The 17,581-nt window shown below is 61.4% G+C and carries 11 protein-coding genes and 2 pseudogenes; 1 reads left to right on the top strand and 12 read right to left on the bottom strand.

The genetic code is table 11. From position 1 onward, the window contains the following. Window position 1 precedes the first annotated feature (1 nt). From glgX to CAF63_RS29170, 12 genes and pseudogenes are all read right to left on the bottom strand, one after another. The gene (gene glgX, locus CAF63_RS06065) at window positions 2-2,161 is read right to left on the bottom strand and encodes a glycogen debranching protein GlgX (protein WP_085683808.1); all 2,160 of its coding nucleotides are present in this window, start codon (window positions 2,159-2,161) and stop codon (window positions 2-4) included. Between the two features lie 221 nt (window positions 2,162-2,382). Continuing rightward, complete coding sequence (locus tag CAF63_RS06060) at window positions 2,383-2,718, bottom strand: DUF2934 domain-containing protein (protein ID WP_085683807.1); 336 nt, start codon at window positions 2,716-2,718, stop codon at window positions 2,383-2,385. Window positions 2,719-2,747: 29 nt separating this feature from the next. Beyond that, window positions 2,748-5,525 (bottom strand): malto-oligosyltrehalose synthase, encoded by a 2,778-nt coding sequence (locus tag CAF63_RS06055; protein ID WP_085683806.1) that lies wholly within the window; start codon window positions 5,523-5,525, stop codon window positions 2,748-2,750. After that, window positions 5,522-7,600 (bottom strand): 4-alpha-glucanotransferase, encoded by a 2,079-nt coding sequence (malQ, locus tag CAF63_RS06050; RefSeq protein ID WP_085683805.1) that lies wholly within the window; start codon window positions 7,598-7,600, stop codon window positions 5,522-5,524. Before malQ ends, CAF63_RS06055 begins: the two co-directional genes overlap by 4 nt. Beyond that, a complete protein-coding gene (gene treZ / locus CAF63_RS06045; RefSeq protein ID WP_085683804.1) occupies window positions 7,597-9,402 on the bottom strand; it encodes a malto-oligosyltrehalose trehalohydrolase in 1,806 nt (601 codons plus the stop codon). Before treZ ends, malQ begins: the two co-directional genes overlap by 4 nt. 15 nt (window positions 9,403-9,417) lie before the next feature. Next, window positions 9,418-11,004 carry a glycogen synthase GlgA gene (gene glgA / locus CAF63_RS06040; RefSeq protein WP_085683803.1) on the bottom strand — a complete coding sequence of 529 codons (1,587 nt, stop codon included), beginning with the start codon at window positions 11,002-11,004 and terminating at the stop codon, window positions 9,418-9,420. A 522-nt stretch (window positions 11,005-11,526) separates the two neighbouring features. Then, window positions 11,527-12,480, bottom strand: coding sequence for a D-2-hydroxyacid dehydrogenase family protein (locus CAF63_RS06035; RefSeq protein WP_085683961.1), 954 nt, complete (start codon window positions 12,478-12,480; stop codon window positions 11,527-11,529). Window positions 12,481-12,493: 13 nt separating this feature from the next. Next, window positions 12,494-13,519, bottom strand: coding sequence for an alpha/beta fold hydrolase (locus tag CAF63_RS06030; RefSeq protein ID WP_085683802.1), 1,026 nt, complete (start codon window positions 13,517-13,519; stop codon window positions 12,494-12,496). Window positions 13,520-13,604: 85 nt separating this feature from the next. Further along, entirely contained in the window at window positions 13,605-14,039 is a 435-nt protein-coding gene (locus tag CAF63_RS06025; RefSeq protein WP_085683801.1) for a YqaA family protein, read from the bottom strand. Continuing rightward, window positions 14,039-14,485 carry a DUF411 domain-containing protein gene (locus CAF63_RS06020; protein ID WP_085683800.1) on the bottom strand — a complete coding sequence of 149 codons (447 nt, stop codon included), beginning with the start codon at window positions 14,483-14,485 and terminating at the stop codon, window positions 14,039-14,041. Before CAF63_RS06020 ends, CAF63_RS06025 begins: the two co-directional genes overlap by 1 nt. 164 nt (window positions 14,486-14,649) lie before the next feature. After that, window positions 14,650-15,177 (bottom strand): annotated as a pseudogene (locus CAF63_RS29175) (methyl-accepting chemotaxis protein); the annotation flags it as partial. A gap of 333 nt (window positions 15,178-15,510) precedes the next feature. Beyond that, a pseudogene (locus CAF63_RS29170) lies at window positions 15,511-16,641 on the bottom strand (cache and HAMP domain-containing protein); the annotation flags it as partial. Window positions 16,642-17,023: 382 nt separating this feature from the next. Here CAF63_RS29170 and CAF63_RS06010 point away from each other — a divergent pair. Next, window positions 17,024-17,557, top strand: coding sequence for a hypothetical protein (locus tag CAF63_RS06010; protein ID WP_085683798.1), 534 nt, complete (start codon window positions 17,024-17,026; stop codon window positions 17,555-17,557). Window positions 17,558-17,581 lie beyond the last annotated feature (24 nt).

The raw sequence follows: 17,581 nt of genomic DNA, 5'->3' as shown, positions 1-17,581 counted from the left end.
ATCAGTCCTCTTCGTCACGTTGCAGTTCGAACAACAACAACGAACGTCCGGTGACCGAGTACTCGTGGCCAAACTGGAAGCGTTCCTGACCACGGATCGACGGCTGATTGGTGTCGATCATGCAGGTCCAGAAACTGCCTTCAGGCACTTCCGGCAAGGTGAAATTGACGATGTCGTGATGGGCGTTGACCACCAGCAGCAATGTGGCGTCGGCACCCTTGCGGCGAATACCGGTTTCCTGCGCACGGCCATCGAGCAACATGCCCAGGCAGCGGTTGTGCGCGTCGTGCCAGTGTTCGGTGGTCATCTCGCTGGCGTCCGGCGCCAGCCAGGTGATGTCCTTGACTCCGATGTCTTCGTTGTATTCGCCGACCAGGAACCGCCCGCGCCGCAGGATTGGGTACGCCAGGCGCAATTTGATCAGGCGCTTGACGAATTTCAGCAGCGCCTTGCCATCCTCACTCAGATCCCAGTTGACCCAGCCGATCTCGCTGTCCTGGCAGTAGGCATTGTTGTTGCCGTCCTGAGTGCGGGCGAACTCGTCGCCGGCCACGATCATCGGTGTGCCTTGGGCCAGCAGCAACGTGGCGAAGAAGTTGCGCATCTGCCGATGGCGCAGGGCGATGATTTCCGGATCGTCGGTGGGGCCTTCGACACCGTGGTTCCACGACAAATTGTTGTTGCTGCCGTCCTGATTGTTTTCGTCGTTGGCCTCGTTGTGCTTGTCGTTGTAGGACACCAGATCGTTGAGGGTGAAACCGTCGTGGGCGGTGACGAAGTTCACCGACGAATATGGCCGGCGGCCGCGCTGGTTGAACATTTCCCCGGAGGCGGTCATTCGGCTGGCGAAGTCGGCGAGCTGGCCGTCATCGCCTTTCCAGAAGGCGCGCACGGTGTCGCGGAACTTGTCGTTCCATTCGACCCAGCCCGGTGGGAAGTTGCCGACCTGATAGCCGCCGGGGCCACAGTCCCAGGGCTCGGCGATCATTTTCACCTGTCGCAGCACCGGGTCCTGGCGGCAAGCGACAAGGAAACTGTGCCGTTCATCGAAACCGTCGTGATAACGCCCGAGAATGGTCGCCAGGTCGAAACGGAAGCCGTCGACATGCATCTCGCTCGCCCAGTAGCGCAGCGAGTCGGTGACCATTTGCAGCACGCACGGGTGGCTCAAATCGAGGGTGTTGCCGGTGCCGGAATCGTTGATGTAGAAGCGCTTGTCGTCGGGCATCAAGCGATAGTACGAGGCGTTGTCGATCCCGCGCATCGACAGGGTCGGGCCTTGCTCGTTGCCCTCGGCGGTGTGGTTGTAGACCACGTCGAGGATCACTTCGAGATTGGCGTCATGCAGGTGCGCGACCATTTCCTTGAACTCGGCAATCTTGCCGCTGGCCAGATAACGCGGGTCCGGGGCGAAAAACGCGATGCTGTTGTAGCCCCAGTAATTGGTCATGCCCTTTTGCAGCAGGTGCTGGTCATTAACGAAGGCGTGGATCGGCAGCAACTCTACCGACGACACCCCGAGCTTGCGAATGTGTTCCAGCACATCGTCGACCATCAGCCCGGCGAACGTACCGCGCACGTTCTCCGGCACGGAAGGGTGGCGCATGCTGATGCCGCGCACATGGGTTTCATAAATGATCGTCTTGTCCCACGGCACGCTGACACGCTGGTCGTGGCCCCAGGTGTGCGCCGGGTCGATGACTTTGCACTTGGGCACAAAGGGCGCGCTGTCGCGTTCGTCGAAGCTGAGGTCGGCGTCCGGGTGGCCGATGGTGTAACCGAACAGCGCTTCGGACCATTTCAACTGGCCGACCAGTTGTTTGGCGTACGGGTCGATCAGCAATTTGTTGTGGTTGAAGCGGTGGCCGTTGGCCGGGTCATACGGGCCGTAGACCCGGTAGCCGTAGATCAGTCCCGGATGGGCATCGGGCAGGTAGCCGTGGTAAATCTCGTCGGTGTACTCCGGCAATTCGATGCGTTCGAGTTCGACTTCACCGGCATCGTCGAAGATGCACAGTTCGACTCGGGTGGCATTGGCGGAGAACAGTGCAAAGTTCACTCCCAGACCATCCCAGGTTGCGCCGAGCGGGAAGGGCAGGCCTTCACGGATTCGCGTGGGCTCGGCTTGAGCGGCGGGCTCGGCTTTCTTTGGACGGGTCATAGGTGCTCCTGCAAGTCAGTAAGTCGGGGTGAACATCAATCTTCTGTGGGAGCGGGCTTGCTCGCGAATACGGTCTGTCATTCAAAGATGCTGGTGACTGATAGATCGCCTTCGCGAGCAAGCTCGCTCCCACAGAGACTTCATATTTTTTGAGGACGAGTCGGCCCTCGGTGGCGAGCGAACCCGCCACACGGTCAATCAGTTCAATGGTTCGGGTGACGTCAGGACGCCGGGGGCTTGCGTGGAGCGCGCGGTTTTTTCTCGGCCGCTTTCTCACCCGGAGGAACTACGGTTGCGACAGCGCCGGCAGGTTTGGCCTTGGTAGAAGCGGTCTTGGTTTTAGCCACTGGCGCCTTGCCATTGGCGGCCGTTGCAGTGGAAGTCTTGCCAGCAGTTTTACTACCGGCTGCCTTGGGCGATTTCTTCGGTGCAAGGGCTTCGGCTTCGGCCAGTTTGCGCGCCATCTCCCAGTGGCGCGATTCCTGGCCTTCGGGTTTACCTTCGGATTCCCAGATCTGATAGGCGAATTCGCGGATGCGTTTATCGTCGGTACTCATCGCAATGCTCCTGAACTGAACTCATGCTGCTAGACGTGTTGGATAAGCAGATTGACCGGGAAGTCCCCCAGTGCGGCGCTGACGTGCAGCTCCCTGTTTTTTGTGACTGCGCTGCTTGAAAAAAGTCCCTTCAGATTTTCGTCAGAGGCGTCGAACGGTAAAACTACTCGCGTGTCGCCCCAGCGCAGCGCATCGACCTTCGGTATGGCACTGTTTTCCAGCAGTGTTGCGCAACGGATCGGCACGACTACGATGATCCGTTGCCCCCCATGCTCGCGGGCAAACGCGAGCACGTTGTGCGCCTGGCTGCCCAGTATCTCGAGGGCCTGGTACGAACCCTGGCGAAACAACTCGGTGTCGTCGGCGCGCAGACGCAGTACCTGGGCGATCAATGCCTGCTTGATTCGCCCGTCGCGCCAGTTCACCAACAGTTCCTGAACCGGACCGGGAGTCTCCAGCGCCTGCTGCCGGGCGGCGTAGTCCACTGGCCGGCGGTTGTCCGGGTCGACCATGCTGAAGTCCCAGAACTCGTTGCCCTGATACAGATCCGGCACTCCCGGCACTGTCATGCGCAGCAAGGTTTGCGCCAGCCCGTTCAGAGCCCCGGCAGCAGCAATGCTGTTGACGCTCTTGGCCAGGGCCCCGCGCAGCAGTTCGCCCTCGGGTGCCAGCAGCAACTGTTCAGTGAACGCTTGCGCCGCGTTTTCGTAAGCCTCGTTCGGTGCACTCCAGCTGCTTTGCAGCTTGGCTTCGCGCAGGGCTTTCTGCTGCCACTGCCAGACACGTTTGGCGTAGTCGGCGAAACCGGCCTGATCGTCGTCGCGCAGGTCCAGCGGCCAACTGCCGAGCAGCGCCTGATAGAGGATCAATTCGTCTGCCGACGACGGCAGTTGATCGTCATGGCGCAGCGGCCGGGCGAGGGCGCGCCACAACTCGACCTGTTCGGCGTACCAGTGGCTGCGTTCACTGAGCACGGCCAGTCGCGCGCGGGTGTCCTCGCCGCGTTTGTGATCGTGGGTGGCGGTGGCCAGCAGGTTGTCCGGGAAGCTCGCCAGCCGTTGCTGGTTCACCGCGTGAAAGTCGCTGACCGGCGCGCTGAACTGTTCGGTGTTGTAGCCGACGTCATTGCGCGACAGCAGCACCGCCGAGCGATACAGCGCGGTGTCTTCCACCGCTTTGGCGGCGGCTGGTGAGGTGAGTTGCTGAAAGCGCACGCAGGCGTGTTTCAGAATCTTGCGCGAACGGCCACGGGGCTTGCGTCGCCACGGCTGGCCGCCGAGCCATCCGGCTACAGAGTCGAGCACCGGCCAATCGGCTTCGCTCAATGTCTGCCGGGCACCGTCCATGGCCTGCTGGAAAAACACTTCGTCCCGCGCCGAACGACCCATCGGGGTGATGTAGGTGCGATAGACCGGGAAGTGCACGATCAGCGCCTGCAACACCCGACGGATCGAGCCGAGCGTGAGGTCGCGGGTCATCAGGTCATCGCGCGCCACTTGCAGCAGGGCCTGGGCGACGCTCTCGCAATCGCTGGCCAGCGAACCGTTGAGGATCTGCTGGCGCGCCAGTTGCGCTTCTTCGATAAACGCAGAGGGACGTTCGGTGCGACGTTTCCACAAATCACCCAGCACATGTTCGCCGTCCGGGTCGTGTTGCAGCAGCGACAACTGATTCATGAATTCGTAACCGGTGCTGCCGTCCACGGACCAGTCGGTGGGCAGGGTTTCACCGTCGCCGAGGATCTTCTCGACGTAGATTGGCAAGTGCCGGCCCGGTGCCAGGTGGTTGAGGCGACGGCGCAGTTTGCGGCAGTAACTGCGCGGGTCGGCGAGGCCGTCGATGTGGTCGATGCGCAGGCCGTCGATCAGGCCTTCGCCGATCAACTGGAAGATCTTGCCGTGGGTCGCTTCAAACACCGCCGGGCGCTCGACCCGCAAACCGCCGAGTTCGTTGATGTCGAAGAAACGCCGCCAGTTGATGTCATCCGCCGCCGTGCGCCAGCTCGCCAGACGATAGCTTTGCCGTTCCAGCAATTGGTGCAGGCGCTGAAAACCTTCTTCGGTCTTCGAATCGTAGTGCGTCAGGTTGCGCTCAATGGCTTGTAGAACGTCGGGGTCGCTGGCCAGTTGCTGAAGTTCTTCCTTGAGCGGGAGGGCCAGCGAGCGGGCGTCGGTCTGATAACTGAGCGCGCTGAAGCGGTCGGCGAGGGCTTTGAGCGCTTCGTTCGAGGTGTCATCAGCTTTGAGCAGTTCGCCGTAATCGCCGGGGCAGATCGGGAAGTGATGCTCGTAATGCTCGACGTGGAAGGTGCCGCTCTCGGCGCTGAACACCAGCGGCAGGGTCGCGTCCTGGAGCGCGACGCCGTAATCGCTGCCAAGAAACGGCAGCAGTAACTGGCCTTCCATCAACGGGTCAGGGGAGTGCCACTGAATGTCGAAGAATTCGCCGTAGGGACTGAGCCGGCCCCATTCCAGCAGATCGAGCCACCATGGATTGTCGCCGCCCCCGACCGCCATGTGATTGGAGACGATGTCGAGGATCAGCCCCATGCCGTGCTCGCGCAGGCTGGCGACCAGACGGCGCAAGGCCGGCTCGCCGCCGAGTTCCGGATTGACGCGGGTCGGGTCGACCACATCGTAGCCGTGCATCGAGCCCGCGCGGGCGGCGAGCAACGGCGAGGCATAAATGTGGCTGATGCCGAGCCGGGCGAAGTACGGCACCAGCGGCACTGCTTGATCAAGGGTAAAGCCGCGATGAAACTGCAGGCGGACCGTGGCCCGCGGTCTCTGGATAGGCAATGTACTCATCGGTCACGCTCGGCTGCCTGAAGACGCGCGCAAGCCAACAGTTCCAGGCGTCTCGCGGCGTCGATGCCATCAAGCAGCGCTTCACTGGTGCCGGGCAGGCGGCGTGACCAGTTGGGGTGGGTGTCGATGGTGCCGGGCAAGTTGGCTTGTTCGTCGAGTCCCAGCGCATCTTCCAGTGGCAGCAGCACCAGCGGCGCGCGGGTGTGGCCGAGGAAACGCACAGCGGCGTCGACTACCTGATCGGCCTCGTGGGATTCCTCGCGAAAGTTTTGCGGGTCCTGGCTCAGTGCACCGCGCAAGCCTTCACGCTCGCGTTCGCGGTAGCGGCGCCAGTCGATTTCGCCATTGGCATCGATCAGCCCGAGCCGCGCGTTCCAGTCGATGTCGCGGCCATGCCACCAACCGTTGAGCGTTGGCAGGTCGTGGGTGCTGGTGGTGGCCAGGGCGTTGTCCGGCCAGTCGAGGATCGGTTTGAAATGGGTGTTGTCCTGTTCGAACAGCAACACGCGCATGCCGAGCATGGCCCGGGCGATGAGCTTTTCCCGCAGACCATCGGGCACGGTGCCGAGGTCTTCACCTAGCACGATCGCTTGATGGCGATGGGACTCGAGGGTCAGCAGACGCAGCAGGTCATCCACCGGGTAATACAGGTAGGCGCCGTCCGCCGGGGCTGCACCGTTGGGGATCACCCATAACCGTTGCAGACCCATGACATGGTCGATGCGCAGCCCGCCGGCGTGGGCGAAATTGGCGCGCAGCATGTCGATGAACGCACGAAAACCGTTGCGCACCAGACCTTCCGGGGAAAACGCAGAAATGCCCCAGCCCTGGCCGGAGCGATTGAGGATGTCTGGCGGCGCGCCGACGGTCAGCGAGGCCAACAGCTCGTCCTGAAAGCTCCAGGCTTGACTGCCGGCACCGTCGGCGCCCACCGCCAGATCGGCGATCAGGCCGATGCCCATGCCGGCGCTGCGAGCGGCGGTCTGGGCGCGTTCGAGGCAGCGGTGGATCAACCATTGGCAGAACGCGAAGTAGCTGATGCGCTCGGCGTATTCCTCGGCAAACGCGCCGAGGGCGGCACCGCGCGGGTCGTGCCAGTGTTCCGGCCATTGGCGCCAGTCGAGGCTTTCGCCACGGGCGGCGCGCATTTCCTGGATGGCTTCGAAGCGACAGTGGTTTTCCAGCGCTTCGCCGCCGGCATCGCGAAAACTGGAGAAGTCGGCGTGCAACGGGTGTTCGCCGCCGATGAAGCCGTCGTACAAGGCTTGCAGCAGTTTCAGTTTGGCTTCGGCGGCTTTCGGCCAGTCAATCAGTTTCAGGTTTTCCAGTTGCTCGAACTGATCGGTCAGGCCGGCCGCGTCAATCGCATCGCGCAGCGCGCGCTCGCCGAGGATTGCGCCGGGTGCGGCGTACAACGAATTGAGAAACAGCCGACTGGACGGCGAGTAGGGGCTGTAGCGCCCGGTGTCGGCGCTGAACATCGCGTGCAGCGGGCTGATCGCCAGCGCATCGGCGCCGCGCTCGCCGGCCACCCGGGCTAGTTCTTCCAAAGCCTGGGTGTCGCCGAAACCGCCATCGCCGGGTCGGCGCAAGCCATAAAGCTGCACGCTCAGGCCCCACACGCGAGGGATCGGGCTGTCCACCGCGTCACCCACGCTGAAGCAGCGCTCCGGTGCGACGGCCAGAGTGAATTGCTGATCGGCGATGTGCACTTGCTGGTAGCCGACCGGAATCTCGCCGGGCAACACGGCCTTGGCATCCAGCTTCAGGCTCAGGCGCGAGCCGTCTTCAAGGTGAACCTCGCAAGGGGTATCGGGTTCGAAATAGCGGGCCAGGTCCAGACCCACGCCGACGTCTGCGGTGAGCAGCGGAGGCAGATTACGATTTTCCTGCACCTGTTGCAGTTCGAGCAGGCTGGCGTCGATTTCCTGGGCCGTTCCGGCCGGGTGACCGAGGCCGGTCAAAACATTGCGCAGCACCGCCGGGGCGACTTTTTGCTGGCGGCCGTTGGCGTCGATCCAGTCGACGGCAAGGCCGGCTCGGCTGGCGAGAATTTCCAGTTGCGCATCGCTCATAGGCGCTCTCCATCCAGGGGGGGCAAAGGGGTTGCGGCCGTGAGGCTGACGAGCGCGCAATACGGGGGCAGTTGCCCCTTATCCGTCAGGTCGACAGCGGGAGGCTGGCTGAACAGCCATTCCGTATCGCCCTGTGGTGGGTTGACCACTGGCGTGTCACCGAGGTTCAGGTCGATTCGCAGCTCGCTGCCATCACCCAGCCGCCAGCGCGCGCTGACGGCGCCCGGCCCCAATACATGGGCGCCAAGGGCTTGGGTGCCGGGCAGGTTGGGAATGATGTATTGATGGCGCAATTGCAGAAGCTGGCGATACAGCGCCAACGTCGCTCGTTGCCGAGGTGTGCCGCTGCCGACCAGCCGCGGTTGTGAGGCGTGAAAGGTTTGCTCGGCGTTCGGGTCGGGAATCTGCTCGCGTTTATGCGGATCGGAGAAAGCACTGAACGCTGCAAACTCATTCCGGCGGCCTTCGCGCACCAGCTTCGCCAGTTCGCCATGGTGGCTGGTGAAAAACAGGAAGGGTTGTTCGGCGGCGTATTCGTCGCCCATGAACATCAAGGGAATCATCGGCGACAGCAACAGCAGTACGGTCGCTGCTTCCACCGCGCGCGGGTCGGCCAGTTGATGCAGACGTTCGCCGAAGGCGCGGTTGCCGATTTGATCATGGTTCTGCAGGAACAGCACGAACGCGGTGGAGGGAAGATGCTCGCTCGGCTCGCCACGGGGTTCGCCATGGCGGGTGATATGACCCTGAAACACGAAACCCTGGCTCAGGCAGCGGGCCAGTTGTTCGGTGGGCTGCTCGGCGTAGTCAGCGTAATAGGCATCGGTTTCACCGGTCAGCAACACATGCAGGGCGTTGTGGCCGTCGTCGTTCCACTGCGCGTCGTAGGCTTCTTCCAGCAGGCTGGCCTGATTGTGTTCGTTCTCCACGGTCAGCCAGACGTGGCGGGCCGGGTCGATCTGCTGACGGACGCGACGGGCGAGTTCCTGGAGGAAGTCCGGGTCCTCGATGGCGTGCACCGCGTCCAGGCGCAGGCCGTCAAAGCGGTACTCCAGTAACCACATCAGCGCGTTATCGATGAAGAAGTCCCGCACCTCGCGACGCCGGAAATCAATCGCGGCGCCCCACGGCGTATGTTTGTCTTCGCGAAAAAAGCCCTTGGCGTAGCGATGCAGATAATTGCCGTCCGGGCCGAAGTGGTTGTAGACCACGTCGAGAATGACCGCCAGACCGTGACCGTGGGCGCTGTCGATCAGGTGTTTGAGTTGTTCCGGCGTGCCATAGGAAGCTTGCGGCGCATAGTGCAGCACGCCGTCGTAACCCCAGTTGCGATCGCCGGGGTATTGCGCGATCGGCATCAGCTCGATGGCGGTAATGCCCAGGGCAGCGAGGCGTTCAAGGTGTTGCTCGACCTCGGCAAAACCGCCGAGCGCGCCGACATGCAACTCGTAGATCACCGCTTCATTCCACGGTCGACCCTGCCAGGTCACATGCCGCCACGGGTAGGCGTGGGGATCGACCACCACACTGTGGCGATCCAGATCCCCGTCCTGCGCTCTGGAGGCCGGGTCCGGCACCTCAAGTTCACCATCAATGTTGAATCGGTAGCGAGTGCCGGCCGGGCAGCGGCTCTTGATCACGAACCAGCCGTCATTCTGCGGCAGCATCGGCAGTGACTGGCCGTTGTCCATTTCGACACTTACGTAAAACGCATCCGGCGCCCACAACGCAAACTGTGTGTGGTCAGTCTCCAGCATGATCGCGCCGTGGGGCCAGGTTTCATGGGACCGTAACGGCTTCATCGACAACCTCCCTGGTTATTTGTGGTGGGTTTTACCCAGCGCCTTGGCCACCAGTTGTTCGTAGAGATCGGCATAGGGTTCGACGGCTTTGCACCAGTTGAAAGGGGCCGCCATTGCCCGGCAACGCATGGCATTGAGCAGCTCTGGAAAGGCAAAAACCTTGAACGCGCGGCTCAGTGCTTCGCGATAGCTGTCCACTGTCGATTCGTTGAAGAGAAAACCGGTGACGCCGTTTTCAATGGTGTCGGCCAGGCCGCCGGTATTGCGCGCTACCGGCAACGAACCGAAGCGCTGGGCGTACATCTGGCTCAGACCGCAAGGCTCATAGCGTGATGGCATCAGCAGGAAATCGCTGCCGGCAAACATGCGGCGGGCATCGGTTTCATTGAAGCCGATGCGCACGCCGATCTGGCCGGGAAAGCGCAGCGCCAGTTCGCGCATGGCCTGTTCTTCTTCCGGCTCGCCACGGCCGATGATCGCGATCTGGCCACCGTTCTGCACGATGTACTCCGAAACGGCTTCGGTCAGGTCCAGGCCTTTTTGATAAACCAGACGCGAGACCACGGCAAACAGCGGGCCTTCAGAGTCTTGCAGACCGAACAGTTCACGAACGTGCGCTGCGTTGATGGCTTTGCCTTCCCAGTCGCCGATGGCGAACGGTGCAAACAGATGCGGGTCGGTGGCGGCGTCCCAGCTTTCATCGATGCCATTGGGGATGCCGCTGAGCAAACCTTGCTGGGTCTTGGCGGCGAGAAAACCGTCGAGACCGCAGCCGAAATCCGGGGTGGTGATTTCCTGCGCGTAGGTGGCACTGACGGTGGTGATGTGGCTCGAATAGGCCATGCCGGCCTTGAGGAACGACATCTTGCCGTAGAACTCCATGCCTTCCTGTTGCAGGGCATGGGCGGGAATCCCGAGTTCCGGGCACGAGCCAAGGCTGGTCACGCCTTGATAAGCGAGGTTGTGAATGGTGAACAAGGTCGGCGTGCGCTGCCCGCGCCAGTGCATGTAGGCAGGCGCCAGGCCAGCCGGCCAATCGTGGGCGTGCACCAGATCCGGGCACCAGTGGATTTGCGCGAGGTTGGCGGCGATATCGGCAGCGGCCAGACCCAGGCGGGCGAAGCGAATGTGGTTGTCCGGCCAGTCGCGACCATTGTTGGCGCCATACGGGCCGCCGTCGCGAGCGTAGAGTTCAGGGCAGATCAACACATAAATCACCAGACCGTCAGGCATGTCCATGCGCCCGATCTTGCAGGGCGGCAGCGCGGCGTGGCCACCCAGTTCGCCAATGATGTGGATCGGATTCTCGCTGTTCATCACTTGCGGGTAACCAGGAATCAATACACGAACGTCGTGCAGATGCGCCATGGCACGGGGCAGGGCAGCGGATACGTCGCCCAGACCGCCAGTTTTCACCAGATCGGCGATTTCCGAGGTCACGAACAACACTTTCTTCTTGTTGGGGTTCTGACTGGCCACCGGGGTCAGCGTCTTGGTGCCCGGGACGTTGATCGACCGGCTGCCGGGAACGCTCATGGTGCTGGAATCGCCGACCGGCTGATGAGCACGCTCTCCCTGAATATCCAATGCCGCACTGATCATATGAATCTCCCGTTTTGTTGATCTGATTCTTGTGTCGAACAAGCTATGGCCAAGTCCCGTGGCCGGGCGCAAACGCGCCACGCATCGGTAAGCAAGCTACCCAACACGCGCAAGCAGAATGCAGGTGAGGAGGCCGTTGCAAGACTTGAACCAGTCGCTTTCGCCCTGTCTTTCAGATGACTCGTCGCGATCAGCAAAAGTTTCGATTAATTTTCCGCTTTGTGACCGGTCGGTTTTGTCCCGCGAAAATCAGTCTAGGCCAGATCCTAGAGCGGGCCATGCCAACGGCATCAATTGTTCGACAATCTGTTACGGGCTCACGAATACCGTGGCTTTGAGAGGGGGCACGCTCCGACGAAGTGCATGTTTGGCGGAGCCGATGACGCAAAATGGTGACCGACCAGTCACCATTTCGGGCGTCGGGAAAGTGCGAGTGCACTGTTGCGGTGCGGACAGTTGTGTTGGCGGGCGGACAGCGGGTGCTGCTTCGCGGGCAGGGATTGCCCGCGAAGGTGAGGAGGCTCAGTTGAGCAGGCGGATTGGTTCTCCAGCTGACCAGGCTTGAATGTCTTCGATCATTTGCGAAAAGAACATCTGATAGTTCTGCCGGCTGACGTAGCCGACATGGGGAGTGGCCAGCACGTTATCGAGCGTGCGAAACGGGTGCAGGGCCGGCAACGGTTCCTGATCGAACACGTCCAGTGCTGCACCGCCGATGCGCTGTTTCTGCAAAGCCTTGATCAGTGCCGCTTCGTCGACGATCGGCCCGCGAGCCGTGTTGACCAGCAGGGCGGTCGGCTTCATCCAGTCCAGTGCCTGGGCGTCGACCAGACCCCGGCTGCGGTCGCTGAGCACCAGGTGCACCGACAGCACGTCAGCCTGTTCGAACAATTGCTGCTTGCTGACATAAGTGACACCGGCCTGTTCGGCGCGCTCGGCGGTGAGGTTTTCGCTCCAGGCGATCACGCGCATGCCGAACACCTGACCGTACTGCGCCACCCGCTGGCCAATGCTGCCAAGCCCGAGAATGCCCAGGGTCTTGCCGTGCAGGTCGCCACCCAGGCCTTGCTGCCACTGGCCGGCGCGCAGGGCGTTGGCCTCGTTCACCAGATTGCGGGTGGCGGCCATGATCAGCGCCCAGGTCAGTTCCGGTGCGGCGTGTTTGTAACTGTCGGTGCCGCTGACCTTGATTCCGAGCTTCGCGGCGGCCTGCATGTCGAGGGCCGCATTGCGCATGCCGCCGGTGACCAACAGTTTCAGGTTCGGCAAGCGTTTGAGCAGGTCTTCATCGAAGCGCGTGCGTTCACGCATCACGCAGATCACTTCGAACCGGCCCAGACGCTCGGCCAGCGTGGCGTTATCCGCCGGGTACTCATGAACGAAGGTGACTTCGCCGAGATTGTCGAGCACCGACCAGTCGACCACGCCACGGGCCACATCCTGCCAGTCATCGATCACCGCAATCTGCACCGCCATCAGCATTACCTCTTCAACGAACGGGATTGGTTTTGTCCAGCCAGCCCAGCAGTGCCTCGTGGAATTTCGCCGGCTCTTCCATCTGCGGGGCGTGGCCCATGCCGGGGAATTCCACCAGCGTGGACTGAGGAATCAGTTTCGCCACCTGCTTGCCAAGTACTTCGTAGTGACCGATTTTCGCCTTCACTTCCGGCGGCGCGATGTCCTTGCCGATGGCGGTGGTGTCGGAGGTGCCGATCAGCAGCAGGGTCGGCATCTTCAGGTCCTTGAACTCGTAGTACACCGGTTGGGTGAAGATCATGTCGTAGATCAGCGCCGAGTTCCATGCGACCTGAGTCTTGCCCGGCCCGTTGCTGAGGCCGGCGAGCATGTCCACCCAGCGGTCAAATTCGGGTTTCCAGCGGCCGTCGTAATAGGTCGTGCGCTCATAGTCGCGAATGCCGTGAGCGGTGACTTTAAGTTCGCGCTGATACCACTGATCGACGCTGCGATACGGCACGCCGAGGGCTTTCCAGTCTTCCAGCCCGATCGGATTGACCAGCGCCAGTTGCTCGACCTGATCCGGGTATTGCAGCGCGTAACGGGTGGCGAGCATGCCGCCGGTGGAGTGGCCGAGCAGGGTGGCTTTCTGAATGCCCAGCTTCTTGACAAGCTCTTGGGTGTTGGCCGCCAGTTGCTGGAAACTGTACTGGTAGTGATCGGGTTTGCTGGAGGAGCAGAAACCGATCTGATCCGGGGCGATCACCCGGTAACCGGCCTCGCTCAGGGCCTTGATCGAACTGTCCCAGGTGGCGCCGCAAAAATTCTTGCCGTGCATCAGCACCACGGTGCGCCCGTTGGCCTTGCCGTGGGCGGCGACGTCCATGTAACCCATCTGCAGCGACTTGCCCTGGGACTGAAAGGCAAAGTGTTTGAGGGTGTAGGGATAATCGAAACCTTGCAGTTCCGGGCCGTATTGCGGGCCTTCGGCGTGAGCAAGCAGGGGCAGGGCGGCGGTCAGCAACAGGCCGGGCAGCCAGCGGGTCAGCGACACAGACATAGGACAACTCCACAAGAAATCGGCCGATGCTGGAACGGCCGGATTAGGGCGACGTTAAACACAGGCAATGTCCGGGACCGATCGTTCAACCGAGCCAGCCCAGGGTGAGTATCGCCAGCACTCCATAGCGGGCGCCTTTGGCGATAGTGACGATCAACAGGAATCGACCGAGGGGTTCGCGCATGACCCCGGCGATCAGCGTCAGCGGATCGCCAATGACCGGTAGCCAACTGAGCAGCAGCGACCAGTGACCATAGCGCTGATAGTGAGCGCGGGCGCGCGCCATGTGCTTGGGGCTGACCGGAAACCAGCGCCGGTCCTGAAACCGTTCCAGCCCGCGCCCCAGCCACCAGTTCACCGACGAACCGAGGACGTTGCCCAGCGTCGCCACCGCCAGCAGGCCCCAAAGCCAGTAACGATCGCTGACCAGCAGCCCGACCAGCACGGCTTCCGATTGCAGCGGCAATAACGTCGCCGCCCCGAACGCGGCCAGGAACAGCCCGAGATAACCCGCCGTCATCAATGGGCCGGGTAATCCGCCACCACGACGTCAGCGCCGTCTTTCTTCAGGCCGATTACTTGATAAGCATCGCTCATGCCGTCCATTTCCATGCCCGGCGAGCCCATCGGCATGCCCGGTGCGGCAATGCCCAGCAGATCGTCACGCTTGCTCAGGGCCAGCACTTGCTCTGCCGGAACGTGGCCTTCGACGAATTTGCCGTTGATGATTGCGGTGTGACAGGACGCCAGACGCGGCGGCACGCCATGTTGCTGCTTGAAGCTGCTCATGTCGGATTCGACGTGGTCTTCAACCTTGAAGCCGTTGGCTTCCAGATGGCTGATCCATTTCTTGCAGCAGCCGCAGTTGGCGTCGCGGTGGACTTCGATCGGGATGAGGTCGGCGGCTTGCGCCAGAGAGGAGATGAAAAGGGCGCTCAGGACGGCCAGACGCAGATGGTTTCGCATGGAGGGCTCTCGGCTCAAAGGAGAAACGGTCAAAAAAGGAAGGCATTTTGACCGGTTTTTCCTGCCGGGCATCAACGGAGTGTTTCCAAGTGATACGGAGCAGGCCTGCCAACATGATCGTAGATCAAGCCTGACAGGCCGCTGAGTGCAAGATGACAAAAATGTCAGCGAACCTTGAAGCGCCCCATGATCGCGCTCACCCGGCTGTTGGCTTCCAGCAGTTGACGGGTGTTGAGTTCGCTGGCCTGACCGCTTTCCACCAGTTCATCGACCATGTGGCGGATCTGCACCATGCTGCGGTTGATCTCTTCGGTGACCGCGCTCTGCTGTTCGGCGGCGGTAGCGATCTGGGTGCTGAGGCTGTTGATGTGGCTGACGGCACCGGCCATTTCATCCAGCCCGCTGTTGACCCGGGTGGTGGCATCGGCGGCCGACTGGCAACTGGCCTGGGTGTTTTCCATGGCGCTGACCGACGAGCTCACGCCTTGGGTCAGGCGGGTCAACATCTCGTTGATTTCCGAGGTACTGGCCTGCGTGCGGGCGGCGAGGGCACGGACTTCGTCCGCCACCACCGCAAAACCGCGACCCTGTTCACCAGCCCGTGCCGCTTCGATCGCAGCGTTGAGCGCCAGCAGGTTGGTCTGGCCGGCGATGGCGCCAATCACACCAAGGATTTCGGTGATGCGCTGGGCATCCTGCTGCATGCTTTCGACCTTGTGGGTAGCGCTGGCCACCTCGTCGATCAAGGCCACAACGCTGCCGGAGGCTTCACCGACCACGATGCGGGAGCGGTCGGCGTTTTCGTTGGCGCGTTGGGTGAAGGCGGCGGTTTCGGCGGCATTTTGCGCGACGCTTTCGGCGGTCGAGCTCATTTCGTTGATCGCGGTAACCGTCTGATCGGTTTCCGAAGCGTGGCGCAGCAGAATCTGGCTGGTATGCGCCGAGGTGCGTTGCAGGTTGTCGAGGCTCGAAGCCATGGCGCCGGTAGCCTGGGTGACCTCGCCGATCATGTTTTGCAGGTAGGCGATGAAGGTGTTGACCGAATGCCCGATGGCGCCGAGTTCGTCTTCAGCGCGGATGGTGATGCGCCGGGTCAGGTCGGCATCGCCGCTGGACAGCGAATCGATGTTGGCTTTCAGCGCTTTCATGCGCGAAACCAGTTGGCGGATCGCGTAGACCTGCAACAGCACCAGCAGGATCACCAGCGGAATCTGCAACAGGCTCAGGCTGCTGAGCACGTCGTCACGCTGGGCGGTGAGCATTTTGGTCGGCAGCGCGGTGGCGAGGAACCACGGGGTGCCTTCGATCGGGCGCATGAAGAAGGTGCTGGCTTCACCGTGGTTGTCGAATTCGACGCGTTGCGCCTGCTCACGGTTTTGCAGCCCGGCCTTGACCTGGCTGGCGAAGGTCGAGCCGCCGGCCAGTTCGCTGATGTTCTTCAGCACGATCGGTCCGCTGATGCGCGAGCTGTTGCTGATGATCTTGCCGTCGGCCTCGACGATCAGCATTTCGGCGTTGAGGTCTTTTTCCTTGCGCGCCACCAGATCGTTGAAGAAGCCCAGGGTCACGTCGATGGTCGAGACGCCCCAGGCGCTGCCGTTTTTCTGGATGGCCATGGCGCAGTTGGTGCGTGGTTCGGCGCTGGCGTCATCTTTATAGGCAGCGGCCCAGGCGCACTGGCCGCGCGGGGTCTGCATGCCGCCCTTGTACCAGCTCTGGTCGTAATAGTTGGGGGCCGCGTCGCTGTTCCAGAAGGTGTTTACCGCCAGTTTGCCAGAGGCATCACGGTGCCAGAACGTACTGAACTTGTTGCGTCCGGCCTCGCGCTGGCCGGGCAATGGCCAGATCCCGCCGCCAAATACTTTCAGTTCGCCGTATTGATCCACCAGCCCCGGCAACACGTTGTCGATGACTGCGCTGTCGAGCAGCGGGATGGTCTGGGTGATGCTGCGCTGTTGCGCCTGGACCTTGTTCAATTCGCCCTGGATCTGCTCGGCCACCTCAGCGATGCGATTGAGCACGACTTGTTCTTCGGTATGGCGCAGCTTGGGCGCGACCAGCTGGCTGATGCCAACCACCGTCAGAACCGACAACAACAGAATGAACAGAACCAGAAACAGCGTGTAGCGAGCCTGAATGGTGCGGAATGCGGGCATGGAAACCGGTCCTTGAGCAGGGATTCTTATTGTGGGCAGGAAAAAAAACAGCGCGGGTTTCCTAACGTATCGTTGGGTTCTCGGGAAGCTTTAGGTACTTTCGTCCTAAAAGATGCGATCCCGACCAAAGGAACGTATCCGACCCGATACACGAGAACTAACCATCCCGGACATTAGAGGAATAATCCCGCTTTAATCACCTTGTCATGATCGCTCTAGTCCCGTATTTAGGGGTGGTTTACGGTTTGTATCGTGAATGTACAAAAATTGTAAAAAAGTGCAGAAAGGAGTTGGTGCCACTAGTTTGCCGGCCGATACTCCGGGCAACTCAAAAGTGGTTCAACAAGGAGCTTTTCATGTTTTCTTCGCAAGGAGCTTGCGCATGACTATCGGATATACCGGTGCCTGGCAACCCAAGGCGGGTTTGCTGGTTCGAGATACAGGAAGCTCGAGCAAACCGGTTTCTCAAAGCGTGAAGGTCAAGCAGATGCTGGCCCTGGTCGGCAACGACCCTACCGCGATCAGTACGGCGGAGATGGACAAGCAGGGTCTGCACAAGAACATCAAGGGTTTCGATCCCACCAATGTTTCTGCCAAGCAATTGGGCAGCCTGAGTGCAATGCTGCGCAGCCGGGGCCTGATTTCAGAGATCACGTCCATGACCTTGCTCAATGCTGGCGACAAGTTCGATCGCTTCGGCATACAGACGGATCCGGATGCCAAGTTCAATGCGCTGGAGTACTTCGCAACGCAACTGGATACCATCCAGAACAACAACCTCAAGGGCAACAAGTACGCGAATACGTTGATTCCTGAGTACAAGAAAGCCATCTATGTGCTGCAGAACCTGAAGACCTACGGACAGGGCGGCGAACGCAAGCCGCCAACCGATCAAGGCGTCAGCGCCAAGGCATGACGGACAAGGCCCGCCCGGCAACGG

This window comes from Pseudomonas sp. B20(2017) (assembly GCF_002113125.1).
In the GTDB taxonomy this organism is placed as follows: Bacteria; Pseudomonadota; Gammaproteobacteria; order Pseudomonadales; family Pseudomonadaceae; genus Aquipseudomonas.
This window is presented reverse-complemented; position numbering and strand designations above follow the sequence as displayed.

What these genes read in the sequence shown, in the direction of transcription:
- treZ (WP_085683804.1), bottom strand. Translation starts at nt 9,402, where the DNA reads ATGAAGCCGTTACGGTCCCATGAAACCTGGCCCCACGGCGCGATCATG.
- CAF63_RS06035 (WP_085683961.1), bottom strand. Translation starts at nt 12,480, where the DNA reads ATGGCGGTGCAGATTGCGGTGATCGATGACTGGCAGGATGTGGCCCGT.
- malQ (WP_085683805.1), bottom strand. Translation starts at nt 7,600, where the DNA reads ATGAGCGATGCGCAACTGGAAATTCTCGCCAGCCGAGCCGGCCTTGCC.
- CAF63_RS06055 (WP_085683806.1), bottom strand. Translation starts at nt 5,525, where the DNA reads ATGAGTACATTGCCTATCCAGAGACCGCGGGCCACGGTCCGCCTGCAG.
- glgX (WP_085683808.1), bottom strand. Translation starts at nt 2,161, where the DNA reads ATGACCCGTCCAAAGAAAGCCGAGCCCGCCGCTCAAGCCGAGCCCACG.
- CAF63_RS06010 (WP_085683798.1), top strand. Translation starts at nt 17,024, where the DNA reads ATGACTATCGGATATACCGGTGCCTGGCAACCCAAGGCGGGTTTGCTG.
- CAF63_RS06030 (WP_085683802.1), bottom strand. Translation starts at nt 13,519, where the DNA reads ATGTCTGTGTCGCTGACCCGCTGGCTGCCCGGCCTGTTGCTGACCGCC.
- CAF63_RS06020 (WP_085683800.1), bottom strand. Translation starts at nt 14,485, where the DNA reads ATGCGAAACCATCTGCGTCTGGCCGTCCTGAGCGCCCTTTTCATCTCC.
- glgA (WP_085683803.1), bottom strand. Translation starts at nt 11,004, where the DNA reads ATGATCAGTGCGGCATTGGATATTCAGGGAGAGCGTGCTCATCAGCCG.
- CAF63_RS06060 (WP_085683807.1), bottom strand. Translation starts at nt 2,718, where the DNA reads ATGAGTACCGACGATAAACGCATCCGCGAATTCGCCTATCAGATCTGG.
- CAF63_RS06025 (WP_085683801.1), bottom strand. Translation starts at nt 14,039, where the DNA reads ATGACGGCGGGTTATCTCGGGCTGTTCCTGGCCGCGTTCGGGGCGGCG.